24 protein-coding genes and 3 pseudogenes are annotated in these 23946 nt (G+C 34.6%); 25 read left to right on the top strand and 2 right to left on the bottom strand.

Annotation, left to right across the window (positions count from 1 at the left end):
• The first annotated feature begins 6 nt into the window (after positions 1–6).
• The 3 genes from COE49_RS24135 to COE49_RS24125 all read left to right on the top strand — a co-directional run bounded on the left by COE49_RS24135 (position 7) and on the right by COE49_RS24125 (position 2107).
• The gene (locus COE49_RS24135; RefSeq protein ID WP_140417251.1) at positions 7–768 is read left to right on the top strand and encodes an ABC transporter ATP-binding protein; all 762 of its coding nucleotides are present in this window, start codon (positions 7–9) and stop codon (positions 766–768) included.
• A gap of 100 nt (positions 769–868) precedes the next feature.
• The gene (locus tag COE49_RS24130; protein ID WP_088229117.1) at positions 869–1579 is read left to right on the top strand and encodes a class I SAM-dependent methyltransferase; all 711 of its coding nucleotides are present in this window, start codon (positions 869–871) and stop codon (positions 1577–1579) included.
• Between the two features lie 120 nt (positions 1580–1699).
• Positions 1700–2107, top strand: coding sequence for a VOC family protein (locus tag COE49_RS24125; RefSeq protein ID WP_088229118.1), 408 nt, complete (start codon positions 1700–1702; stop codon positions 2105–2107).
• A 46-nt stretch (positions 2108–2153) separates the two neighbouring features.
• Here the strand turns inward: COE49_RS24125 and COE49_RS24120 are convergent, their stop codons facing one another.
• The gene (locus COE49_RS24120; protein WP_088229119.1) at positions 2154–3839 is read right to left on the bottom strand and encodes an alpha-keto acid decarboxylase family protein; all 1686 of its coding nucleotides are present in this window, start codon (positions 3837–3839) and stop codon (positions 2154–2156) included.
• 107 nt (positions 3840–3946) lie between these two features.
• Here COE49_RS24120 and COE49_RS24115 point away from each other — a divergent pair, with 107 nt between their 5' ends.
• The 6 genes from COE49_RS24115 to pepD all read left to right on the top strand — a co-directional run bounded on the left by COE49_RS24115 (position 3947) and on the right by pepD (position 8405).
• The gene (locus tag COE49_RS24115) at positions 3947–4429 is read left to right on the top strand and encodes a MarR family winged helix-turn-helix transcriptional regulator (protein ID WP_088229120.1); all 483 of its coding nucleotides are present in this window, start codon (positions 3947–3949) and stop codon (positions 4427–4429) included.
• Positions 4430–4598: 169 nt separating this feature from the next.
• On the top strand, positions 4599–5336 hold the full coding sequence (gene gpmA / locus COE49_RS24110; RefSeq protein ID WP_088229121.1) for a 2,3-diphosphoglycerate-dependent phosphoglycerate mutase: 738 nt from the start codon (positions 4599–4601) through the stop codon (positions 5334–5336).
• A 188-nt stretch (positions 5337–5524) separates the two neighbouring features.
• Positions 5525–6262, top strand: coding sequence for a type II toxin-antitoxin system SpoIISA family toxin (locus COE49_RS24100; protein ID WP_140417294.1), 738 nt, complete (start codon positions 5525–5527; stop codon positions 6260–6262).
• 112 nt (positions 6263–6374) lie between these two features.
• Positions 6375–6503, top strand: a complete 129-nt coding sequence (locus COE49_RS24095) for a D-alanyl-D-alanine carboxypeptidase (RefSeq protein WP_140417252.1) — start codon at positions 6375–6377, stop codon at positions 6501–6503.
• 72 nt (positions 6504–6575) lie between these two features.
• Positions 6576–6752 carry a stage II sporulation protein SB gene (spoIISB, locus tag COE49_RS27735; RefSeq protein ID WP_000852590.1) on the top strand — a complete coding sequence of 59 codons (177 nt, stop codon included), beginning with the start codon at positions 6576–6578 and terminating at the stop codon, positions 6750–6752.
• Positions 6753–6935: 183 nt separating this feature from the next.
• Positions 6936–8405, top strand: a complete 1470-nt coding sequence (pepD, locus tag COE49_RS24085; protein ID WP_088229124.1) for a beta-Ala-His dipeptidase — start codon at positions 6936–6938, stop codon at positions 8403–8405.
• 62 nt (positions 8406–8467) lie between these two features.
• Here pepD and COE49_RS24080 read toward each other — a convergent pair whose 3' ends face one another.
• On the bottom strand, positions 8468–8938 hold the full coding sequence (locus COE49_RS24080; protein ID WP_088229125.1) for a DUF5065 family protein: 471 nt from the start codon (positions 8936–8938) through the stop codon (positions 8468–8470).
• A gap of 207 nt (positions 8939–9145) precedes the next feature.
• On the opposite strand from COE49_RS24080, the pseudogene COE49_RS24075 reads away from it, so the two are divergent.
• The 16 genes and pseudogenes from COE49_RS24075 to COE49_RS23990 all read left to right on the top strand — a co-directional run.
• Positions 9146–9589, top strand: a pseudogene (locus COE49_RS24075) (CatB-related O-acetyltransferase); the annotation flags it as partial.
• Positions 9590–9727: 138 nt separating this feature from the next.
• Positions 9728–10324, top strand: coding sequence for an SGNH/GDSL hydrolase family protein (locus tag COE49_RS24070; RefSeq protein ID WP_140417253.1), 597 nt, complete (start codon positions 9728–9730; stop codon positions 10322–10324).
• A 642-nt stretch (positions 10325–10966) separates the two neighbouring features.
• Positions 10967–11287: pseudogene (locus tag COE49_RS24065) on the top strand (serine hydrolase); the annotation flags it as partial.
• Between the two features lie 624 nt (positions 11288–11911).
• Complete coding sequence (locus tag COE49_RS24055; RefSeq protein WP_088229128.1) at positions 11912–13267, top strand: RNA-guided endonuclease TnpB family protein; 1356 nt, start codon at positions 11912–11914, stop codon at positions 13265–13267.
• Positions 13268–13554: 287 nt separating this feature from the next.
• Positions 13555–13662, top strand: a pseudogene (locus COE49_RS24045) (metallophosphoesterase); the annotation flags it as partial.
• A gap of 212 nt (positions 13663–13874) precedes the next feature.
• Complete coding sequence (locus COE49_RS24040; protein ID WP_088229129.1) at positions 13875–14126, top strand: hypothetical protein; 252 nt, start codon at positions 13875–13877, stop codon at positions 14124–14126.
• A gap of 185 nt (positions 14127–14311) precedes the next feature.
• On the top strand, positions 14312–15037 hold the full coding sequence (locus COE49_RS24035) for an ABC transporter ATP-binding protein (protein WP_088229130.1): 726 nt from the start codon (positions 14312–14314) through the stop codon (positions 15035–15037).
• A complete protein-coding gene (locus COE49_RS24030; protein WP_098252112.1) occupies positions 15034–16053 on the top strand; it encodes an ABC transporter permease in 1020 nt (339 codons plus the stop codon). Before COE49_RS24035 ends, COE49_RS24030 begins: the two co-directional genes overlap by 4 nt.
• A gap of 24 nt (positions 16054–16077) precedes the next feature.
• Positions 16078–16731, top strand: coding sequence for a TetR/AcrR family transcriptional regulator (locus COE49_RS24025; protein ID WP_088229132.1), 654 nt, complete (start codon positions 16078–16080; stop codon positions 16729–16731).
• 4 nt (positions 16732–16735) lie between these two features.
• Complete coding sequence (locus COE49_RS24020; RefSeq protein WP_088229133.1) at positions 16736–17704, top strand: YbgA family protein; 969 nt, start codon at positions 16736–16738, stop codon at positions 17702–17704.
• Positions 17705–17920: 216 nt separating this feature from the next.
• Positions 17921–19066: an acyl-CoA dehydrogenase gene (locus COE49_RS24015; RefSeq protein WP_098946132.1), complete on the top strand. Its 1146-nt coding sequence runs from the start codon at positions 17921–17923 to the stop codon at positions 19064–19066.
• Positions 19067–19081: 15 nt separating this feature from the next.
• Entirely contained in the window at positions 19082–20419 is a 1338-nt protein-coding gene (locus COE49_RS24010) for an acetyl-CoA carboxylase biotin carboxylase subunit (protein ID WP_098946131.1), read from the top strand.
• A gap of 26 nt (positions 20420–20445) precedes the next feature.
• Positions 20446–20661, top strand: coding sequence for an acetyl-CoA carboxylase biotin carboxyl carrier protein subunit (locus tag COE49_RS24005; RefSeq protein ID WP_002056745.1), 216 nt, complete (start codon positions 20446–20448; stop codon positions 20659–20661).
• A 21-nt stretch (positions 20662–20682) separates the two neighbouring features.
• Positions 20683–21594 (top strand): hydroxymethylglutaryl-CoA lyase, encoded by a 912-nt coding sequence (gene mvaB / locus COE49_RS24000; RefSeq protein WP_098946130.1) that lies wholly within the window; start codon positions 20683–20685, stop codon positions 21592–21594.
• 4 nt (positions 21595–21598) lie between these two features.
• The gene (locus tag COE49_RS23995) at positions 21599–22387 is read left to right on the top strand and encodes an enoyl-CoA hydratase (protein ID WP_098946129.1); all 789 of its coding nucleotides are present in this window, start codon (positions 21599–21601) and stop codon (positions 22385–22387) included.
• 2 nt (positions 22388–22389) lie between these two features.
• The gene (locus COE49_RS23990; RefSeq protein ID WP_098946128.1) at positions 22390–23931 is read left to right on the top strand and encodes an acyl-CoA carboxylase subunit beta; all 1542 of its coding nucleotides are present in this window, start codon (positions 22390–22392) and stop codon (positions 23929–23931) included.
• Positions 23932–23946 lie beyond the last annotated feature (15 nt).

Here is a 23946-nt window from a genome sequence, read left to right as displayed (position 1 = left end):
TGTAACGTGAAAAAATTTTTAGAAGTAAAACAATTAAACAAAACATATTCAATAGATGGAAATGCAAATTATCACTTGTTAAAAAATATAGATTTAGAGATTTATGAGGGAGAATTTGTATCGGTTATGGGACCTTCTGGTTCTGGAAAATCGACGTTACTTTATACTATTAGCGGGATGGATCAAATGTCATCTGGAAGTGTGAAAGTTGATAGTAAAGAATTATCATGTATGAAAGAAGAAGCGTTAGCGAAATTGCGCCTTACTGAAATAGGATTTATTTTTCAGCAGAGCAACCTTCTGAGAAACTTGAATCTATTTGATAATATCATTTTGTCAGCATATTTAGCGAAATGTGAGAGTAAGAAAATAGTAAATGAACGTGCTCTGGAGCTAATGGGGAAAATGGGGATAAGTGATATAGCGTCTCATTATATAACCGAAGCATCCGGAGGGCAATTACAAAGGGTCTCTATATGTAGAGCACTCATTAATAATCCAAATATTATTTTTGCTGATGAGCCAACGGGTGCTCTAAATTTAAAATCAACAGAAGAGGTAATGCAAATCTTATTAAATATTAACCGCGATGGAACTACAATTATGTTAGTAACGCATGATGTAAAGGTAGCAGCGAAAACAGAAAGAGTTCTTTTTATGGCGGATGGAGAAATTGTTAGTGAAATACAGTTAGGTAAGCTTAGGAGTGATGATTTAAAAGCGCGAGAAGAGAAGTTGTTAAAATGGTTATCTATACTTGGATTTTAAATAGAAAACCTCCTATTGAATGTAGGAGTTTTTCTATTTGCCTGAAATTTCTAAAAGATATATAATGATTTTCTGACTATTAATTCATGGAGGGGTATTAATGAAAAATGAAACGTTACGTACACAAGAGGATATTTTAAAAATGTTGGATTCATTATTAAGACCGGCAGAACCGTTTTGGAATGAATTTTATACGAATAGAGAAAAAGATGTTCCGTTTTTTGGGAATGTACCAGATGAGAACCTAGTTTCGTATATACAAAAAGAGTGGGTTTCAAAAGGAAATGCACTAGAACTTGGATGTGGTCCGGGTAGAAACGCAATTTATCTAGCAAATGAAGGATTTGATGTAACCGCAGTGGATTTATCTATAGAAGGCATTAATTGGGCGAAAGAGAGGGCTTTAGCAAAAGGGGTAGAAATTGAATTTATTTGTGATTCGATTTTTAATTTAGAGGCTCAAAATGAATTTGATCTTGTTTATGATTCAGGTTGTCTTCATCACATTCCACCACATAGAAGAATGAATTATATAGAGTTAATTGAAAAATCTTTAAGATCGGGTGGTTATTTCGGATTAACATGTTTTGCAGCAGGCGATTTAGATGAGCGAAATGGATCAGAAATAACAGATTGGGACGTATATAGAGGATGGAGTTTACAAGGTGGTCTAGCATATTCAGAAGAGAAATTAAGAGAGATATTTAAAGAATTTGAAGTGATTGAAATTAGAAAGATGAAACAAATGGAACAACCAAATGAAATGTTTGGAGAATCATTTCTTTGGACAGCATTATTTAAAAAGAAATAAAAAAGTAGATATTTGACAAACTCATCGTTTTTATAGACAATACATTTATAGGAATATACGTTCGGTTTTTATGAACCGATGTAAGTTTTGCATAAATACATAACAAGGGGCTGTCACCATATGAGTAACACAAATCAAAAAATTACTACGTTTTTAATGTTTGAGGGTAAAGCTGAGGAAGCGATGAATTTTTACACGTCGCTATTTGATCAATCAGAAATTGTAAGTATCTCTCGCTATGATGAAAATGGACCTGGTAAAGAGGGAACTGTAATTCATGCAACTTTTACGCTAAATGGCCAAGAGTTCATGTGTATTGATAGTTTTGTAAATCATGATTTTACATTTACACCAGCTATGTCTCTTTATGTAACTTGTGAGACGGAAGAAGAAATTGAAACTGTCTTTCATAAATTAGCGCAGGATGGGGCAGTACTTATGCCTTTAGGTGCCTATCCATTTAGTAAAAAATTTGGTTGGTTAAATGATAAATATGGTGTGTCTTGGCAGCTAACTCTTGCTGAATAAAGATATGAAAAGAAAAGCGTAACCTATTTTAGTTACGCTTTTCTTTTTAAGAATTTTGTTGGCCGAATCTTTTCCCAAGTTTAGCTAACAATTCAGGCTGATCCCCTTGGCTCATTACAACTTCAACAAAGGTAAGTTGATTCTTATTAATACTTATTTTAGTTAAGACTTCTGCTAACTCTGTTTCATTTGCTACTTTAAATGTTTGGCTTTTTTCTTCTGTTCCGAATACGTTCGCTAGTTTTGTGTAATCCCACATTTGTATGTCATTATACAGTTCGTTTTGACCGTGAATTGCACGCTCAACAGTATATCCATTGTTATTGATTAAAAATATAATCGGTTTTAAATTTTGACGTAGTATAGTCGATAACTCTTGGACAGTTAATTGAAAAGAACCATCACCGATAACTAAAATGTTGCGCCGCGATAAATTAGCGAGCTGTGTACCAAGTAGAGCAGGCATTGTATAGCCGATTGCCCCCCACAATGGCTGCGCTACATATGTTGTGTTATTCGGTAAAGGGATAGTAGCACTACCGAAGAAAGGGGTTCCTTGCTCTGCAATTAAAACGTCATTTTCTTGTAAAAAGTGGTATATTTGTTGCCAAAAACGTTTTTGTGTAATCATTTGTTCTTTTGGATTAAACTCTTCAGTAATAGATAGTGATTCTGAAATAAATGGCTTAATATCAAGTGTTTCCTCATTACGATGTTCAATTACATCACTTAACTGCTGTAAAACATCTTTCATTACAACCGGCCCATACTTTTTATCTATAATTTTCACAGTATATGGATGGATTTCTATTACTTGCTCTTTCGTAAAACCTTGTGTAAAACCGCCAGTAATAGTATCAGTTAATTTCACACCGATACTAACAATACAGTCAGATTCATCAATTCTTTTTCGCAAGTATGGAGAACTAACATCACCAGTATAAACACCTATAAATTGTGGGTGTTTTTCAGGGAATATTCCTTTTCCCATACTTAATGTTGCGATAGGAAACCCAGTTTTTTCTACGAAATGCAGTAAATCTAATTCGGCATGAAATCGATCCACTTCAAAATCAGCTAAAATAACAGGTTTTTTGGCACTATTTATTTTTGAAATGGCATGTAGAAGCATTTTATCTAATGCTTCTTTATTACTTAAAATAGGTTTATTTATAATCGGTTCTGTCGGTTTATTAATTGGTTTATTATATACATCAATCGGTAAATTAATATGAACAGGTCGTTTTTCATTCCAACACGCACGTAGTACACGGTCAATTTCTGCAGCAGCATGCTCCGGGGTCAAATTTGTTTGTGCTACAGTGATTTCTCGATACATATTGGAGAAGTGATCAAACTTTCCATCACCTAAAGTATGATGAACGAGTGCTCCGTTTTCCATTACTTTTGTTGTTGGCGTACCTGTGATTTTTATAACCGGTACGTTTTCTGCATATGAGCCAGCAATTCCGTTCATGGCGCTTAATTCTCCAACGCCGAAAGTAGTAATTAGAGAAGCGATTCCTTTTATGCGAGCGTATCCATCTGCAGCATATGCGGCATTTAATTCATTACAATTGCCAATCCACTCTAAATTTTCATATGCTAGTACATCATCTAAAAAAGCCAAATTATAATCACCAGGGACCCCAAAAATATGCTCAATTCCCAATTCGCTTAATCGGTCTAATAAATATGTACTTACAGTATATTGCGTTTTCAAGTGAATCATCTCCTAATTATGCAATGCATATTTCAATAGACTAAAGAAGTTCCAATGCGGTCATTAAAATATTGATTACTGGATTGTGGTATAATTTACATACAGGGGGAAAGTAGATGACACAACATAAAGAAGAACAGATGAATGAAGCATTAGCATTATTTTACTTTGCATATAAAACATTTACTGAAAAGCCAGATGAAATTATAAAAGAGTATGGTATTCAACGAGTACATCACCGAATTTTATTTTTTATCGCACGCTTTCCAGGGATAAGTGTAAATGAGTTATTATCACTGCTAGAAATAAGTAAACAAGCTCTTCACGGGCCGCTACGTCAACTTGTGGAAAAGGGCTTAATTGAGAGCAATGAAGCTACACATGATCGCCGTGTGAAACAGTTATCTTTAACAGAAAAAGGTACCGATTTAGAGAAAAAACTGAGTGATGTACAAAGACAACAAATGGGTGCCATTTTTTCAAAATTTGGTGAATCATGTGAAGAAAATTGGCATCAAGTTATGAATGCAATGGCAAATAGCCGTTCTGGTTTTGATGCATGGATATCAAAACGGGAAATACCAGTTGATCAAAAGTAAGGAATTAAAACATCTGTTTTATAGTTTGAAAAAGATTTGGTTTTATCCATACATTGGGTAAATATAAATTTAATCATAGTATGTGTGGATAAAAAAATTACATTACCAAAAACTTTATATGTGTACGCAATGGAACAATAAAATTCACATTTCCGAGAGGGGAATTATAATGATAAAACTTGTACTTATTCGTCACGGACAAAGTTTATGGAATCTCGAAAATCGCTTTACTGGTTGGACAGATGTAGATTTATCAGAGAATGGGCTAAGTGAGGCAAGAGAAGCAGGAGCAATATTAAAGAAAAACGGATATACGTTCGATATTGCGTATACATCAGTATTAAAACGAGCAATTCGGACGTTATGGATTGTACTTCATGAGATGGATCTCACTTGGGTGCCAGTACATAAATCTTGGAAGCTAAATGAAAGACATTATGGTGCATTGCAAGGGTTGAATAAAGATGAAACTGCGAAAAAATATGGTGAGGAGCAAGTTCATATTTGGAGAAGAAGTATTGATGTAAGACCGCCTGCTCTTACGAAGGATGATCCTAGATATGAAATGACTGACCCAAGATATAAAGCACTTAAAAAAGGTGAGTTTCCATTGACAGAATGTTTAGTGGATACGGAGAAAAGAGTACTTGATTATTGGCATTCAGAAATTGCGCCATCATTAAAAAGTGGTAAAAAGGTAATTATTTCATCGCACGGTAATACGATTCGTTCACTAGTGAAATTCTTAGATAACCTTTCATGCGATGGTGTTGTTTCATTAAATATTCCAACGAGCATACCACTCGTGTATGAATTAGATGATGATTTACGTCCAATTCGTCATTATTACTTAAGTATGGATGGAGAAGTACCTGAAGGGGAAATTCCGAAACATATATCTTTTTAACATGAAAATTTGAAACACATGCTTGTCTACATATACAATGTAGATTCATGATCAAAGACGTGGCACCTTCTAATGTATATGCGATATTGCTAAATTTAGAAGCTTGTCCACGTCTTTTGTCATAAAGAGAGCTGCTTGTGCATGTAATGATATCGTGAGTAGTTTTTGAATGGAGGGTGATGTCATTGGTGATCTCTAACATTCGAATCGGCTTATTTATTTTAGTAATCATTTTTCTAGTACTTGTTTTCTTTTATTGGAAAAATGAAGAGCTGTACGAGGAGAAGAAGCAACGTATTAGAAAGACTTGGTATGGGTTGTTTATAATATCAGTCACAGTGTATTTCATGATAAAAGGAATTGATTTAACCCTCTGGAAAAATCTATTAATGTTCACTGCAATGGTTATTTTCGTTGATATTGCATTTATTTTAACACCTAATATTTCAGAAATATGGGGAGCGAAATTTAGCGATATCGGCAAGACAGTTCAATCGATAAAACGGTCATTAATTGCTTCTAAAGCAAGAGGAGAAATATACACAACAATAATCCAAAATGTCAATCCAGCAGTGTTCGGTACAATGGAATGGCTTACGGAGGAAGAATATACAAAAAGCTTAAACGCATTTTTAGATTCGTATGGGGAAAAGATTGGAGCAAAAATTGTTGTATTTGAAGCGGCAAAGGAATTAAATACAAACTTTCGTGGTATCCGTTCTCAATTTAGTATTATCGTTCCGTTTGAACACATCGAGCAATTGAATGAGCAGAAAGCGGTGCAAGTAGATAACGTCGGTATTATACCAGCAAAAATAGTGAGTGATGTTTTTATTATTATTGATGGGAAGAAAAATAATCTTCAAGATCGGGATTTTGAACATGTATATAATCTAACGATACATCATAGTTATTTTAGTAAATAAGGACAGGATTTTCTTCTGTCCTTTTCACTTATACATAAAGGGAAAGCAAATTTAGACAAACTTGTATAAAATCGGACAATCATTCCTACACTAGCACGTAGAGGTGATTGTAGTGATAAAAGATTATGACAATGATTTTTTTAAAGAAGATAATGAAGATATAACAGATTTTTCTTTAATAAAAGGAGATACTTTGCAACAAGTAGAAGATTTAGAAGAAGAATTAAAAAGAAAATCATGATTGTACACTTTGTCTGTATTTGCTATATAATATAAATAGAAGATTGTATCTTTTTGAAGAGGGGGAGAAGAGATGGCTGAAGTGAATATACAAAAGTCTTCATTTTTTAAAGAAAAAAAAGAAGAACCAAATACAGATTTCTCTCTTGTGAAAGGTGCATTAACGGAAAATATAAATCGGTTAGAGAAACTGATGAATAATAGCAGTTCAAAATATATACGAGTGAAAAAAACAAAAGAAAATGCATAGTGCATTTTCTTTTGTTTTTTATTGCGTTATTCGCGAATTAATAAGTAGTGGTGTATGGGGAAAACATAAATTAAAGCTTCAATTTCAATTTTTTAAAAGGATAACAGAAAGGTAAAATAATGAATCATGGTATAATGATAAAAGACTTACATATTATTTTGTCATTTTGAGAGGAGCTTAAAAATGTATTCTACTTTAGAACAATTAACAAAGCACCCTGTATTTTATCATTTTGCAGAAATTTCAAAGATTCCTAGAGGGTCAGGTAATGAAAAGGAAATTAGTGATTATTTAGTACGTTTTGCGAAAGAGCGTAACTTAGAAGTCATTCAAGATGAAGCATTAAATGTCATCATAAAAAAAGAAGCGACTGCTGGTTATGAAAATGTACCAGCTATTATCATTCAAGGGCATTCAGACATGGTATGCGAAAAAAATCAAGCGACAGTACATGATTTTGAAAAAGATCCAATTGAATTACGAATTATTGGAGACATGTTATATGCAAATCAAACAACGTTAGGTGCTGATAATGGTATTGCAGTTGCGTATGCATTAGCTTTATTAGATGCATCAGACATTCCGCATCCAGCGCTTGAAGTAGTTATTACTACTGAAGAAGAAACGACAATGGGCGGGGCTTTCGCAGTTGATGCAAATCACTTTGACGGAAAGATTTTTATTAACATTGATTCTGAAGAAGACCACAAATTACTTGTAAGTAGTGCAGGCGGTGCAAAAGCAGTCGAAACAATTCCAGTAATTTGGGAAGAAGCACCAGTAAATATGGATACATATCGTCTCTATGTTGGCGGACTTAAAGGCGGACATTCTGGCATGGAGATTGATAAGCAACGTGGGAATGCGAACAAAGTATTAGGACGAGTTTTACGTGATTTATCTGTAAATATTCAATTTGAAATCAGTGAGGTTCACGGCGGATTAAAAACGAATGCAATTCCGCGTGAAAGTGTAGCTACACTTTTATTACGTCCAGAAGATGTAGAACAAGTAGAAGAAAAGCTAGAATCGTGGACAAGAGTATTACAAGAAGAAATGCGTGCTGTTGATCCGGATGTTCATGTTACAATTACAAAATTGGATGAGAAAGTAGAAAAAGTATTTGCTAAAGAAACACAAAAGCAGCTTATTTCATCGTTATTCTTAATTCCAAATGGCATTCAAAGCATGAGTATGGATATTAAAGGTCTAGTTGAAAGTTCAACAAATTTAGGCGTTATTGAAACGCTGCAAGATGAAATTAAATTACGTAACGAAGTGAGAAGTTCTGTAAGTAGTTTAAAACAACATGTTGCAGATGAAATTAAATGTATTGCCGAATTAGTTGGTGCAACATTTGAAATAGAGTCAGAGTATCCAGAATGGCCATACAATCCAAATTCACAAATTCGTAATTTGTTTGAAAAAGTGCATCAAGAAAAATACAATAAAGATGTTGAAATTTTCGCTGTACATGCTGGAATTGAGTGCAGTGTATTCGTTCAAAAAATGCCAGAGTTAGATGCAATTTCATTTGGTCCAGACATTTTTAATGTTCATACACCAGATGAACACATCAGTATTTCTTCTGTTGTGAATAACTGGGGATTCTTTGTTGATGTAATGAAGGGTACGAAAGAATTAGCTAAGTAATGATGAAATGAAAAGTAGCCTATAAAAATTTATAGGCTACTTTGTTTTTTAGTATTGAATATTTATTTTGAGATTTTAAAGCTGCCACCATAATAATAATTTTCTCCAAGTTTCATAACAGCTACATACGTTCCAGGATTATAAACCTTAGTAATAGGCGTTACAAATCTACCATAATTATGTGATAAACCTGAGTCGTAAATGGTTTTATATCTATGCAAGTTTATTTCATCATTTTCATTTTCACTCAATCGATATATTTTTACAATGCCAGTATCCTTACCACCAGTGTATATATTAACATCGAAGGTATCTCCCTGCTTTAAGTTACCAACTGCTAACTCTTGTAAAAAATCTGCATTATGATGTAATGAAAAATAGTTTTGCCACTGCCAAGTATCTAGAATTGGTGATCTTTTTTGTATAAGTTCTGATTCAGCAGACACAGGTGTGGTGGTACTAATTGTATCCGAAAATAAAAATCCTCCAACAATCAATGCCCCAATAATTGCTGATTGCTTTAAAAGTTTCATCTTCTAAACCTCCTAATTAATAAAGGATTCAGAAATCGTTTTTGTGAAAAAATAGCTGTGAAATCTAAAGGATGATAATATCTTCTATAATCATATTAACATTCATTGATTTATCAGACAAATCAATGAATAATAAAATTATATCGAGGGAGTTAAGGCTAATATAAGAAAGAAGTAAGATATATAACTAAGAAATCTTTATCGTATGTAATTGGGAGCTATGTTTGTATTGCTAGCGGAGTAGTCATATTAATGGGTGGTAATCACAATCATCACTCAGAATGGATTACAGTATATCCATTCGCTGAGCAAATTGAATATTCATATAAACCGAAGGGCGATACAGTCATTAAAAGTGATGCTTGGATTGGAATGAATGCTATTATTATGCCTGGCGTTACAATCGGTGAAGGTGTAATCGTTGCAGCAGGATCTGTCGTAAGTAAAGATATTCCACCATATACAATAGTTGGTGGAAATCCTGCTAAGGAAATAAAGAAACGATTCACTGATACAGAAATTAATATGCTAATGGAAATGCTTTGGTTTGATTGGGATAGAGAATTAGTTGAGAAGGCAATTCCTTTTTTATCTAGTTCATCTATTGAATTATTGTATGATTTTTATAACAAGGAAGTAAAAAATAGATAGATCTGTGAGGAAAACTACATTCTATATAGGATGTAGTTTTTTTGAATGTAATTGAAATCGAAAAACACTTAGAAATAACAATTACGTTGTGAGCTATTGTATAGTATAGATATGGTTAATAATAAAGGGGGACTACATATGTGGAAGCGATTTGTAGCGATTGGTGATAGTTTTACAGAGGGGATAGGGGATGAAGTTGAGGGAATAGCATTAAAAAGCTGGGTAGACCATTTTGTTCAACTGTGTGAAAACGATATAGAATATGCTAATTTTGCCAAGCGTGGGTTAGTAACTAAAGAAATTCGCTCACAGCAATTAGAAAAGGCATTAACTTTTAATCCGGATTTGGTTAGTCTAATTGCAGGTGCAAACGATGTATTAAAAGGACGTTGGAATCATCATGCATATAAGAACGATATGAAATTTATGATAGATACATTAAGTAAAACAGGTGCTGATATTATTATAGCAAACCTTCCAGATTTTACAGTAAGGCTTCCTTTTTCTTCTGAAAAAAAACAAGTGTTAAAAGAACAATTATTAGAGGCAAACGAAGTTATACTTTCATTGAGCAGAGAGTATAAGCTTCATTATGTTGACTTTTGGAATCATCATTTAGTTAATGATAATACGCTTTGGTCTACGGATTTAATTCATCCAAACTCAAAAGGATATGTAAAAGTTGCTGAATTGATTTATAGTAGTTTGTCTGTACATGACTCTTTTAAGCTTTAGAATGAACTAGCCCCCTGTCGCATATAGCGCAGGGGTTTTGATGCGAAAAAGAAGGATATATAGTGCCTATAAATTATAGTTTAAGTAATTCTTTTTATTGTCTATATTTTTGTTGTTTTCTGTTGCAGGACCCTTAATATAAGGGTCCTTTTTTCTATCAAATATCTACAAAATAAGATCGGAGAACCCAAACTAAAAGATATTTTAAATAAAATTGTTAAAACAGTACTAATAATGATACCGATTGCCAAAAGACTCGCTGGTTTTCATTTTTGAAAGGTTGGCATTGCTAATAGTAAATAGAAGAGTAAAACAAATTGAAATGGACAAGTAAGAGTAATTTTAAACTTTAACAAAACAGTTATTTAGTAAAACATAAATAGAGCACACAAATAAGTATGCTCTAAGAAAAATTGATGATACAAGTGAAGTGTTGCGTGAAATTCACAAATAATAATCAGATTTTTATGAGTGTATTTTTAACATTGTATGCTTTACTTGTTTTTTAGGAGCCTGTTATGTAAGAGAATGTATAGGTGATTATTTTATGAAAGTAATTGCACACCTTACATCCTCAGGAGGATTCTTCTATCAAAAAAAGATAATCAATGGAACAAATGAAACTTGTATCTTGTCTAAGCGAAAGCAATTGCTACGAATCTTAAAGCTTTTACGGTCGGAAATGCGCTTCCGGTTCATAAGCGTAACATTCTTACAGAGTGGATGAAAGGGAATGCTACAGGAGACAAACTTATTCGTGCAGGCGTGCCAACTGACTGGGTAGTTGGGGATAAATCAGGAGCTGGAAGTTATGGGACACGAAATGACATTGCTATCGTTTGACCACCAAATAGAGCACCAATTATTATCGCAATTTTATCCAGTAAAGATGAGAAAGAGGCTACCTATGATAATCAACTAATTGAAGAGGCAGCTGAAGTTGTAATCAATGCTATTAGATAATAATCTCTTAGTGATCTTATTTCTTTACCAGATGTTATTGAATGTATTCTTATTATAAAAAAAGTAAAAATATGAAACATATATTACGTATTTCATCTGAAATTTCATGTACTGCATTTTATTAACTTAAAAAATTTCAAAAATGTATAATAAAATTCAGTTAACATAAAATAAGCGTTTTATGAAAATAAAAGGAGAGAATATGAAGAGAAATATTAATAGAATCATATTGTGTATTGGCACAGTAGTAGGATTGAGTATCTTTTTATCCCTTTCGGCAAGAAGACTCCATCTGATTTGTGTTACGGGTGAAACCCAACAATTCAGGTGGAGATGAATTGCCGTCAACAGGTAGACAAAACAATTTTGTTTCTTTTGTCTTACGATATAATCTGCCCTAGATAAGGAGGGAATATATCGTAGGATAACGAAATTAGATAATGATAATCATAATCATTTGGCTGCTTGAACCAAAAAGAATTACGATGAAGACCATGTTCACATTTTGTTCCGTTCTAAATCTTGATTTGTCAAAAGTAATTAACAGTTACACAATTATTTCTTTCCTAAGNNCTTAGGAAAGAAATAATTGTAATGAACTCTCTGAGAAAGGTGGTGAAAACAATGGCTAGAAAGAAAGCGGTAAAAATATTACGTAAACAAAAGAAAAGAGAAACCATGCAACGGTTCACGCAGAAACAGCATATCGGACGAGCTTGCCTCACAGCTAAAGAATTTCGTTTACTTCAGCGTATGTCGCATAGTTCAAAAGCGTTGCGAAATGTTGGATTGTACACCATTAAACAAAGTTATTTGAACGATAATAAAACGGCTACTGTAAAAGAAGTGGACAATGCCATGCACGCTGATATGAACTACTGGGGTGTTCAATCAAACTCTGTTCAAGCCATTCGTAGAGCCTTATTTACAGAAGTGAAGAGCTTTTTTAAAGCGTTGGAACAGTGGAAGAAAAATCCTGAGAAGTTCACAGGGCGTCCTAAGTTTCCCAATTACTCTCGTTCCACTGACAAACGAATTATTGAAATCTATCAAGTTCCAAAAGTGGATGAGAACGGGTATTGGATCATTCCGATGAATGTGGCATTCAGAAAAAAATTTGGTTCTATTAGAATACGTATGCCTAAAAACTTAAGAAATAAAAAAATCTCCTATATTGAGATTGTACCGAAGCAAAAAGGTCGGTTCTTTGAGGTGCATTATACATATGAAATGCACGTTTCTCAAATGAAGAAACCATCCACGACTACTAGTAACGCTTTGAGTTGCGATCTAGGTGTAGATAGATTAGTAAGTTGCGCAACGAATACAGGTGATACGTTCTTAATTGATGGAAAAAAATTAAAATCCATTAACCAGTACTTCAACAAAATGATACGTAATCTGCAACAGAAAAATATGGAGAATGGACTTTCTAAACGTGTTGTAACGAATCAAATGGCTGCACTTTGGCATAAACGCGAAAGACAAATAAACGGTTACATTTCACAAACTGTAGGCCTGTTGTTCAAAAAAGTGAAAGCGTGCAACATAGATACGGTTGTCGTAGGGTATAACGCTGGTTGGAAACAAAAATCTGATATGGGAAAAAAGAATAATCAAAAGTTTGTTCAAATCCCATTTCATAAACTGGTGGCAGCAATTGAGAATAAATGTGTAAAAGAAGGTATCCGATTTTTAAAACAAGAAGAAAGCTATACTTCAAAGGCTAGTTTCCTGGATAAAGATCCGGTTCCAGTTTGGTCTAAGGATGATAGGACTCAGTATCGCTTTAGTGGCAAACGAATCACTCGTGGTCTGTACCAAAGTAAAGCAGGAACATGTATCCATGCTGATATTAATGGTGCATTGAATACATTGGAAAAATCAAAAGTTGTAGAATTGGAAGAGAATCTTAAAGTGAAAACGCCGATTCTATTAGAAGTACAAAAACGTAAGGCTGTTGCTTCGCGCATAGCTTAGTGGGTGCGTCAACCATCCATGTGTACGCGACTTGTCGGGGCTTGTAGCACACGCCGGATTCATCTGAGTGGTGGTTTCTTCTGCAAGGAAGAATTGCTCTTTTTCGAAAGGGTGGTGCAAGTGGGGAAACGAACGTTCGTTGCCAGTACCAACCAAAAACATACTTGGGGTGTTACCATAAGGTGGCATGAATGCTAGAGCGTCAAACAGTCTAGTAATAGACGAAAAGACCTAGCATTCTAACTCAAGCCCCCACTGAAACGTTTTATCTCAGTGGAGATAGTTGACATGAAGAACAAAATACAGCAATGATAGTTAGTCGAGGATTAGGAAATAGTATTATTCCGCAAAGAATCTTTAATAGGCCGGAACTTATAGTCGTACAGTTAAATTAAACTGTACGACTTTTTATGTGAAAAAGGAAAAGGTGCTTTTATATTTTATACAAGTTTACATTACAATTTTGTTAAAAATTTTCTACGTTACATAAAGTAACAAAATTTGACCCAAAGAATTTGTTATAGTGTAAATAATCAAAAAACTTAAAAATTAGTCGAGTGAAAAGTGTGATAAGGAATTGATGTAAAAAACTTAAAGGGGTGTACACATGCACAAAGAATATGAAATTGAAGAGTATACGGCGATTGAGGAACAAATACATTATTATTGTAAATGTTTATTAGTAAACCATCCTGATCAAATTATAAAGTACTTAGAAAAAAGATTGGAAAAATATGCAGAAACATTACAATATGCACATTTATATCCCGACACAATTATCTTACCGTTACAGCAATTAGTTATCGAATATTCTTTAGACGTTGCTAGAATTAGGAAGTATATGAATTTAAAAACATAAAATGAAATGTATAGTGTAAATGAAACAGAGTCGACTTTAAGAAATAATATTCTAATGTCGACTCTGTTTCATTGTTTAATATTTTTGATTGAAAATAAATACTAATAAATGAAGTTTGACATATAATTACGCAAGAGTAAAATAAAAGTGAGTACTCACTCATTTTGTAAAAAGGGGGATAATACATGGAACAGCCTTCAATTATTTTACGGACTGTATCAAAAAGTTTTGGAAAAAAAGAAGTTTTACACAATCTTTCATTACAAGTTGAAAAAGCAGAGATATTTGGTTTAGTTGGTCCTTCAGGATCTGGAAAAACAACACTTATTAAAATGATTGCAGGTATAAATGAGGCAACGAAAGGTGAAGTACTTGTTTGCAGCACTAGTATGCCTAACTTAAATGAAATGAAAAGAATAGGTTATATGGCTCAGGCTGATGCATTATATGAAGAACTGTCAGCATATGAAAATGCAGATTTTATTGCAACAATGTATGGTTTAAAAGGTAAGCGTAAGAAAGAGCGAATTAATGAGGTTTTTGAACTTGTACAATTATCCGAGCATATGAAAAAGCCAGTACAGCAATTTTCAGGTGGAATGAAAAAACGTTTATCATTGGCGATAGCACTTCTTCATGAACCAGAAATATTAATTTTAGATGAGCCAACAGTGGGGATAGATCCACTTCTTAGAAAAACGATTTGGGAAAAGTTTTATGATCTTAAGAAGAAAGGTACAACAATTATTGTGACGACGCACATTATGGATGAAGCTGAATTTTGTGAACGACTAGGGTTGATTAGAGAAGGGAACTTAGTTGCGGTTGGAACACCTGAAGAATTGAAAAAACGTGTATCATCAGGACGAATTGAAGATGTCTTTTTATTAGAAGAGGTGGTCGAATCATGAGAGTCAATGGTGTAATTATCCGTATTATTCGTCAATTTTTTCGTGATAAGCGTTCGTTAGCTATGATGTTTGGGGCACCGATGTTATTACTTTGGTTATTATCTCTCGTGTTTACACAAAAAGATTATATACCACATATCGCTGTAGTGGATGTACCAGCTCCAATAGTGAAAGCAATGAAAAATCAAGACGCATCAATTTATGAATATGAAAAAGAAAAGGCATATTCTGAATTAGAAAAGCAAAAAGTGGATGCAGTGATACACTTAGAAAATGGAAAAATGAAACTATTATTAGAAGGCAGTGATTCATCCAAAAATCGTGCTGTACTTCAAGTATTGCAAAAGAGTACAGAAAAGAATGATGTATCGATTATGAAACCTGAAGTGGAGTATTTACACGGTTCTAAAGACTTTACGATGTTTGATGGGCTTGGGCCAGTATTAATCGGTTTCTTTACATTTTTCTTTGTATTCATATTGTCAGGAGTATCTTTCGTGAGAGAACGTTTAAGTGGCACTTTAGAAAGGTTATTGTCTACTCCGGTAAGAAGATGGGAAATAGTTGCAGGATATATTATTGGTTTTGGAATCTTTGCATTTATACAATCTATTATTATCGTAAGTTTCTCTGTCTATATTTTAGACTTGTATGTAGCTGGCTCTATATGGCTAACGCTCCTTATTACATGTATGTTATCACTAACTGCACTAACATTAGGAACGTTTTTATCGGCATACGCAAATAATGAATTCCAAATGATTCAATTTATCCCACTTGTTATCGTACCGCAAGTGTTCTTTTCTGGATTGTTTCCAATTGAATCTATGAACAAATGGCTACAAATGTTAGGAAAACTATTTCCACTCACATATGGTGCTGACGCGATGAGACAAGTGATGATTCGAAATCAAGGATTTAATGAAATTGCACTAGATCTTACTGTTTTACTTCTTTTTTCACTATTATTTGCAGTAGGAAATGTATTTGCTTTAAAGAAACATCGCAAAATATAATGATGACAAAAAGGAGCTATATAAATGGAGAAAGATTGGCTTGAAGAATTAGTTGCTGCAACGAATACAGATAAACGAAATGAACGTCAAATGCGTATTTTAGAAGCAGCCGTGGATATGTTTGGAGAAAAAGGATATGCTTCGACTTCAACAAGCGAAATTGCAAAGCGTGCTGGTGTAGCGGAAGGAACGATCTTCCGCTACTATAAAACGAAAAAAGATTTATTGCTAGCAGTCGTCATGCCAACTTTAACAAAGTTTGCAGCGCCATTTTTCGTACAAGCCTTTGCAAAAGAAATATTTAAATCGGAGTATGAATCGTATGAAGGACTTTTAAAAGTTGTAATTCATAATCGATTTGAATTTGCGAAAAAGCATTTTCCAATGATAAAAATACTAATTCAAGAAGTACCATTTCAGCCAGAGTTAAAAGCTGAAATACAACAATTAATAGAAACAGAACTCTTTTCACATTTTAAAAAGTTAATTGTAAAGTTTCAAGAAAAAGGCGAAATTATTGAGATGCCACCATCTTCCGTATTACGCCTTACTTTATCAGCGGTATTAGGATTACTCTTAACCAGATTTTTATTATTGCCTGAGGAAAAATGGGAAGATAAAGTGGAAATTGAAAATACGATTCAATTTATATTGTACGGATTAACGCCGCGGAGGTAATGTGATGCGCCAATTTGCTAAACCGAAAATTGTTGTAAGTAAATGTCTAGAATTTGATGCGTGTCGTTATAATGCAGAGATGATTCCAGATGTAACAATACGAAATTTACAGCCATTTGTTACATTTATCCCAGTTTGTCCAGAAGTAGAAATTGGTTTAGGAATTCCTCGAGAAACGATACGAATGGTAGAAGAAAATGGAATAAAAAGGCTTGTGCAACCGTCGACACGGGAAGATGTAACTGGAAAAATGGAGCAATTTTCAAAGGATTTTTTACAAACGATATCCGATGTGGATGGTTTTATTTTAAAGAATCGCTCGCCAAGTTGTGGTACGCGTGATGTGAAAATTTATGCTGGTTTTGAAAAAGCACCAGTAAAAGGAAAGGGAGCGGGCTTATTTGGCGGAGCAGTAATAAAAAAATTTTCACATCTTCCAATTGAAGAAGAAGGTAGATTGTCGAATTTTATTATTAGAGAACATTTCTTTACAAGGTTATTTACAATCGCATATTACAAGATGATTAAACGTAATAAAAATATGAAAGACCTCGTATCGTTTCAGTCGGACAATAAATATTTATTTATGGCTTATAATCAGGTAAAACAAAAGGAATTAGGGCGTATTATTGCAAATCACAAAAATGAAAAGCTTGAAGCGGTATTTGATAAGTATGAGAAGAGTTTATATGAATTGTTTATGCGCACACCCCGCTATACATCGAATGTAAATGTATGTGAGCATATTTTTGGATATTTTAAAACGAAGTTGAAAAAACAAGAAAAAGATCATTTTTTCGATTTGATACAAAAGTATATAGAAAAGAAAGTCCCACTTAGTAGCTTACTTGCAATTTTAAAATCATGGGCCCTTCGATTTGATGAAAAGTATTTATTAAGGCAAACATATTTCGAACCTTATCCAGAAGCTTTAGTAGAGATTTCAGATTCGGGGAAAGGTAGAGATTATTAAACAAAAAATTGCATAATTCGACAAGAAAACTCCTATGTTGTTGTAGAACAATGTAGGAATTTTTTTGTGCATTAGTACAGAATCTGTTTTAAAATTAAGTTATGACAGAATTATAACAATTATCTAACTAATGTTCTTGTCTTTTAAGTAGCAATGTTTGTAGTAGAAACTCGCACGCTGTCGAAACTCAATATTCGATAAGGGGTGTGTAGCGGAATGGAATTTACTCTAACTCGCGAAAAACAAATGATTAAAGAAATGGTACGTGACTTTGCTGAAAAGGAAATCGCACCGAAAGCTGTGTATTATGACAAAACTGCAGAGTTTCCATATGAAACATTTCAAAAAATGGGCGAACTAGGATTATTAGGCATCCCATTCCCAGAAGAGTATGGAGGTTCAGGTGGCGATACAGTATCGTACGCGTTAGCAGTTGAAGAAATTGGGCGCGCTTGTGGTGGTACAGGCTTAAGCTATGCTGCAACAATTTCATTAGGTGCTTCTCCAATTTATTATTTCGGTACAGAAGAACAAAAACAAAAGTATTTAGTTCCAATGGCGTCAGGTAAAACATTAGGTGCTTTCGGATTAACGGAGCCAAATGCAGGGTCTGATGCAGGGGGCACACAAACGAAAGCGGTTTTAGATGGCGATGAATATGTAATTAGTGGTGAAAAGTGTTGGATTACAAATGCAGAGTATGCAAATACGATTATTGTAACCGCTGTCAACGGTGTTGAAGATAATGGCAGAAAACGCATTTCGGCATTTATCGTACCAACTATTAGTGAAGGATTAACGATTTCTAGTCCTTACGATAAGATGGGTGTTCGTGCTTCTAATACTTGTGAAATCATACTTGATGGTGTTCGTGTACCGAAAGAAAACATTCTTGGTGATGTAAATAAAGGATTTAAACAATTCTTATATACACTTGATGGAGGACGTATTTCAATTGCTGCATTAGCTGTTGGTATTGCACAATCTGCATTTGAACGTGCATTGCAATATGCGAAAGAACGTCAGCAATTTGGAAAGTCCATCTCTAATTTCCAAGCGATTCAATTTAAATTAGCTGATATGGCGACTGAAGTAGAGCTAGCGCGTAATTTAGTACATAAAGCAGCTTGGTTAAAAGATAATGATAAACCTTTCGGTAAAGAAGCGGCAATGGCAAAACTATTTGCATCTGAAGCAGCTAGTCGTATTGCGAATCAAGCAGTACAAATTCATGGTGGGTATGGCTATATGCGTGAATATGAAGTGGAACGACATATTCGTGATGCAAAACTATTAGAAATTGGTGAAGGAACTTCTGAAATTCAACGTCTCGTAATTGCAAGACATTTAGGATGTAGATAAAAGGGAGGAATCACTATGTTTCAAAAAATATTAATTGCGAATCGCGGGGAAATCGCTGTTCGTATTATGAAAACTTGTCAAAAACTTGGCATTCGTACTGTTGCTATTTATTCTGAGGCGGATGAAAATGCTCTTCATGTGAAAATGGCAAATGAAGCTTACTTAGTAGGTGGACCGCGTGTACAAGAAAGCTATTTAAACCTTGAAAAAATTATAGAAATAGCTAAGAAGACAAATGCTGAAGCAATCCATCCGGGATACGGATTATTATCAGAGAATTCATCTTTTCCGGTTCGCTGTAAAGAAGAGGGCATCGTATTTATTGGTCCTTCAGAAGAAATCATTACGAAGATGGGAAGTAAAATTGAGTCACGTTTAGCAATGCAAGCAGCAGATGTACCAGTAGTTCCAGGGATTACTACAAATATTGAAACTGCTGAAGAAGCAATTGAAATTGCAAAACAAATTGGTTATCCATTAATGCTTAAGGCATCCGCAGGCGGCGGAGGCATTGGAATGCAGTTGATGGAAACTGAGCAAACGCTCACCAAAGCGTTTGAAAGTAATAAAACAAGGGCACAAAACTTCTTTGGTAACGGAGAAATGTATTTAGAGCGCTATATAGCAGATGCACACCATATTGAAATTCAACTTTTAGCAGATACACATGGCAACACAGTGTATTTATGGGAGCGTGAATGTTCTGTGCAGCGCCGAAATCAAAAAGTAATTGAAGAAGCACCTTCACCATTTTTAGATGAAGGTACACGAAAAGCGATGGGAGAAATTGCTGTACAAGCTGCTAAAGCACTTGGTTATACAAATGCAGGTACAGTTGAATTTCTTGTAGATGATCAAAAGAACTTCTATTTCTTAGAAATGAATACGAGATTACAAGTAGAACATCCAGTTACGGAAGAAATTACTGGATTAGACCTTGTAGAACAACAGCTCCTTATTGCAAGTGGTGAAAAATTATCATTTACACAGGATGATGTAAAGCGTTTGGGTCATGCCATTGAAGCTCGTATTTATGCAGAAGATCCAAAAACATTCTTCCCATCACCTGGGAAAATTACAGATTTAACATTACCGTCAAATGTACGTATCGATCACTTCTTAGAGAATCATGTAACAATTACACCTTTCTATGATCCAATGATTGCAAAGGTTATTGCTCATGGTGAGACTCGTGAAGAAGCGATTTCGAAATTACATGAGGCTTTAGAAGAATTAAAAGTAGAAGGTATTAAAACGAACACGCCAATGCTATTACAAGTATTAGAAGACGAAGTGTTCAAAGGTGGCATTTATACAACAGGTTTTGTAACGAAACAACTTGTTAAAAAATAAGATTTAACAATACTAAGGGGGAAAAAATGATGACGAAAGTATATGCATCGATGGCAGGAAACGTTTGGAAGATTGTTGTAGGAGTAGGAGATACAGTAGAGGAAGAACAGGATGTCGTCATTTTGGAATCTATGAAAATGGAAATTCCAATCGTTTCAGAAGAAGCCGGAACTGTAATGAAAATTAACGTGCAAGAAGGCGACTTTGTAAATGAAGGGGATGTATTAGTAGAAATTGAATAGGGAGATATAGGGGGAAGCGAATTGAAACTACCTAATTTTGCTGTCATTAAAGAAGTCGGGCCACGTGATGGCTTACAAAATGAAAAAAAGATTGTTGGCACAAAAGATAAAGTAAAATGGATTCAACTACTTACAGAGGCTGGATTATCGTACGTTGAAGTTTCCTCATTCGTTCACCCTAAGTGGGTCCCTGCATTAGCAGATGCAAATGATGTGTTTTCTGAGCTGAAAAGGGATCCAAATGTTACATATGCAGCGCTTGTTCCAAATCAAAATGGTTTGGAACGAGCTTTTTTGCAAAATGTAGATGAGGTGAATGTTTTTTTATCAGCAAGTGAATCTCATAATAAAAGTAATATTAATAAATCAATTAAAGAAGCATTAGTTGTAATTGAAGATATAACAAAACAGGCATTATTCGAAGGGAAAAAGGTAAGAGGCTATGTTTCTACTGTATTTGGATGTCCTTATGAAGGGGATATAAGTGTCGCAGCAGTTGATGAATTGTGTAATCAACTATTTTCATACGGCATTTATGAAGTCTCACTTGGTGACACGATCGGTGTAGCGAATCCGCTACAAGTAGAGCGAGTATTAGAGCATTTATTAAAGAAATATGATGCTTCGCAGTTTGCAATGCATTTTCATAATACGTATGGAATGGCTTTAGCGAATGTAGTTAAGTCGTTAGAGTATGGCATTACAACTTTTGATAGTTCTTGTGGTGGACTCGGAGGATGTCCTTATGCACCGGGAGCATCAGGTAATGTTGCTACTGATGACCTAGTATATATGCTCCATAAGTTAGGGGTCCAAACAAATATAGATGAAGAAAAGTTATTGAGAGCTAGCCAATTTATTCAAAGTAAATTAAATATCCAATTACCGAGTCATGTGTATAGAGCGCTGCAACATAAAACGATAAGTAGGTGAGAAGATGCTACAATTACAAAACATTTCAGTTGATTATGTAACACCTCACGTTGTGAAGGTTTCGTTAAATCGTGAAAGACAAGCAAACTCATTATCTTTAGCGTTATTAGAAGAATTACAAACTATATTAACGCAAATTAGTGAGGAGTCAAATACACGTGTAGTTATTTTAACAGGAGCTGGCGAAAAAGCGTTTTGTGCTGGTGCAGATTTAAAAGAGCGTGCCACTATGAATGAAGAACAAGTTAGACATGCTGTTAGTATGATTCGTTCTACTATGGAAATGGTTGAACAATTACCACAACCAGTAATTGCGGCTATAAATGGAATCGCACTTGGTGGTGGTACGGAATTAAGTTTAGCTTGTGATTTTAGGATTACTTCTGACACTGCAAGTCTTGGTCTTACTGAAACTACACTTGCAATTATTCCTGGAGCAGGCGGTACGCAGCGCTTACCGAGATTAATTGGTGTCGGTAGAGCGAAAGAATTAATTTATACAGGAAGACGTATTTCGGCGCAAGAAGCGAAAGATTATGGTTTAGTAGAATTTGTTGTACCAGCTGAAAGGTTAGAAGAGAAAGCAATTGAAATTGCAGAGAAAATTGCTAGTAATGGACCAATTGCTGTTCGACTAGCAAAAGAAGCAATTTCAAATGGTATTCAAGTAGATTTACATACCGGATTACAAATGGAAAAACAAGCGTATGAGGGCGTAATCCATACGAAAGATAGAGTAGAAGGATTACAGGCATTCAAGGAAAAACGTCAACCAATGTATAAGGGGGAGTAAATATGTTAGATCAAAAACAACAATCTAATTCATTTGAAGAACGAGTTGAAACAATTAAGCAAGGCGGAGCACCGAAATATCATGAACAAAACAAAGCGAAAGGTAAACTATTTGTTCGTGATCGTTTAGCTCTTCTGTTTGATAACGGTGAATATGTTGAAGATGCATTATTTGCAAATTGTGAACAAAATGGATTACCAGCAGACGGCGTTGTAACTGCAACCGGTAAAATACACGGTCGTACTGCGTGCGTAATGGCAAACGATTCAACGGTAAAGGCTGGCTCATGGGGATCACGTACAGTTGAAAAGATTTTACGTATTCAAGAAACGGCAGAAAAATTACGCGTACCATTATTTTATTTAGTTGACTCTGCTGGTGCACGTATTACAGATCAAGTAGAAATGTTCCCGGGGCGTCGCGGTGCGGGAAGAATCTTTTATAATCAAGTAAAATTATCAGGTAAAGTCCCGCAAATCTGCTTATTATTTGGACCTTCAGCAGCTGGTGGTGCGTATATTCCAGCATTTTGTGATGTTGTTATGATGGTGGAAGGAAATGCATCTATGTACTTAGGTTCTCCACGTATGGCTGAGATGGTTATCGGCGAGAAGGTAACGTTAGAAGAGATGGGCGGAGCTCGTATGCATTGCTCTGTATCAGGATGCGGAGATGTATTATGTAAGACAGAAGAAGATGCAATTACGCAAGCTAGACAATATATTTCATATTTTCCAAGCAACTACTTAGAAAAGACTCCATTGATTACACCTCAAGAACCGAAACAGTTCGATAAAACGTTAGAACAAATCATTCCAGAAAATCAAAATGCTCCTTTCAATATGAAAGATCTCATTAACAGAGTTATTGATGAAGGTTCTTTCTTTGAAGTGAAAAAATTATTTGCTCAAGAATTAATTACAGGTTTAGCACGCATTGATGGTAAACCAATCGGTATTATTGCAAATCAGCCGCGTATGAAGGGTGGCGTATTATTCCACGATTCTGCTGATAAAGCGGCTAAATTTATTAATTTATGCGATGCATATCATATTCCATTATTATTCCTTGCAGATGTACCAGGATTTATGATTGGTACGAAAGTAGAGCGTGCTGGTATTATTCGTCACGGTGCAAAAATGATTTCTGCAATGAGTGAAGCAACAGTACCGAAAATTTCTATTATCGTCCGAAAAGCGTATGGGGCTGGTTTATACGCAATGGCAGGTCCAGCATTTGAACCAGATTGCTGCTTAGCATTACCGACAGCTTCTATTGCGGTAATGGGCCCAGAAGCGGCGGTTAACGCAGTATATGCAAATAAAATTGCAGCTTTACCAGAAGAAGAGCGTGCAAGCTTCATTGCTGAAAAACGTGAAGAGTATAAGAAAGATATTGATATTTACCACTTAGCATCAGAGATGGTGATTGATGGTATTGTTCATCCGAACAATTTACGTGAAGAATTAAAAGGACGATTCGAAATGTATATGAGTAAATATCAAGTATTCACGGATCGTAAACATCCTGTATATCCAGTTTAAAAGCCCTATTTAGGG

Origin of the sequence: Bacillus sp. AFS029637 (assembly GCF_002584985.1) — a bacterium.
In the GTDB taxonomy this organism is placed as follows: domain Bacteria; phylum Bacillota; class Bacilli; order Bacillales; family Bacillaceae_G; genus Bacillus_A.
The sequence above is the reverse complement of the archived record's forward strand: the minus strand, read 5'-3'. Positions and strand labels throughout refer to the sequence as shown.

Coding starts and splice junctions, on each gene's coding strand:
- COE49_RS24130 (WP_088229117.1), top strand. CDS start 869: ATGAAAAATGAAACGTTACGTACACAAGAGGATATTTTAAAAATGTTG.
- COE49_RS24125 (WP_088229118.1), top strand. CDS start 1,700: ATGAGTAACACAAATCAAAAAATTACTACGTTTTTAATGTTTGAGGGT.
- COE49_RS24120 (WP_088229119.1), bottom strand. CDS start 3,839: ATGATTCACTTGAAAACGCAATATACTGTAAGTACATATTTATTAGAC.
- COE49_RS24115 (WP_088229120.1), top strand. CDS start 3,947: ATGACACAACATAAAGAAGAACAGATGAATGAAGCATTAGCATTATTT.
- gpmA (WP_088229121.1), top strand. CDS start 4,599: ATGATAAAACTTGTACTTATTCGTCACGGACAAAGTTTATGGAATCTC.
- spoIISB (WP_000852590.1), top strand. CDS start 6,576: ATGGCTGAAGTGAATATACAAAAGTCTTCATTTTTTAAAGAAAAAAAA.
- pepD (WP_088229124.1), top strand. CDS start 6,936: ATGTATTCTACTTTAGAACAATTAACAAAGCACCCTGTATTTTATCAT.
- COE49_RS24080 (WP_088229125.1), bottom strand. CDS start 8,938: ATGAAACTTTTAAAGCAATCAGCAATTATTGGGGCATTGATTGTTGGA.
- COE49_RS24070 (WP_140417253.1), top strand. CDS start 9,728: ATGTGGAAGCGATTTGTAGCGATTGGTGATAGTTTTACAGAGGGGATA.
- COE49_RS24055 (WP_088229128.1), top strand. CDS start 11,912: ATGGCTAGAAAGAAAGCGGTAAAAATATTACGTAAACAAAAGAAAAGA.
- COE49_RS24040 (WP_088229129.1), top strand. CDS start 13,875: ATGCACAAAGAATATGAAATTGAAGAGTATACGGCGATTGAGGAACAA.
- COE49_RS24035 (WP_088229130.1), top strand. CDS start 14,312: ATGGAACAGCCTTCAATTATTTTACGGACTGTATCAAAAAGTTTTGGA.
- COE49_RS24030 (WP_098252112.1), top strand. CDS start 15,034: ATGAGAGTCAATGGTGTAATTATCCGTATTATTCGTCAATTTTTTCGT.
- COE49_RS24025 (WP_088229132.1), top strand. CDS start 16,078: ATGGAGAAAGATTGGCTTGAAGAATTAGTTGCTGCAACGAATACAGAT.
- COE49_RS24020 (WP_088229133.1), top strand. CDS start 16,736: ATGCGCCAATTTGCTAAACCGAAAATTGTTGTAAGTAAATGTCTAGAA.
- COE49_RS24015 (WP_098946132.1), top strand. CDS start 17,921: ATGGAATTTACTCTAACTCGCGAAAAACAAATGATTAAAGAAATGGTA.
- COE49_RS24010 (WP_098946131.1), top strand. CDS start 19,082: ATGTTTCAAAAAATATTAATTGCGAATCGCGGGGAAATCGCTGTTCGT.
- COE49_RS24005 (WP_002056745.1), top strand. CDS start 20,446: ATGATGACGAAAGTATATGCATCGATGGCAGGAAACGTTTGGAAGATT.
- COE49_RS23995 (WP_098946129.1), top strand. CDS start 21,599: ATGCTACAATTACAAAACATTTCAGTTGATTATGTAACACCTCACGTT.
- COE49_RS23990 (WP_098946128.1), top strand. CDS start 22,390: ATGTTAGATCAAAAACAACAATCTAATTCATTTGAAGAACGAGTTGAA.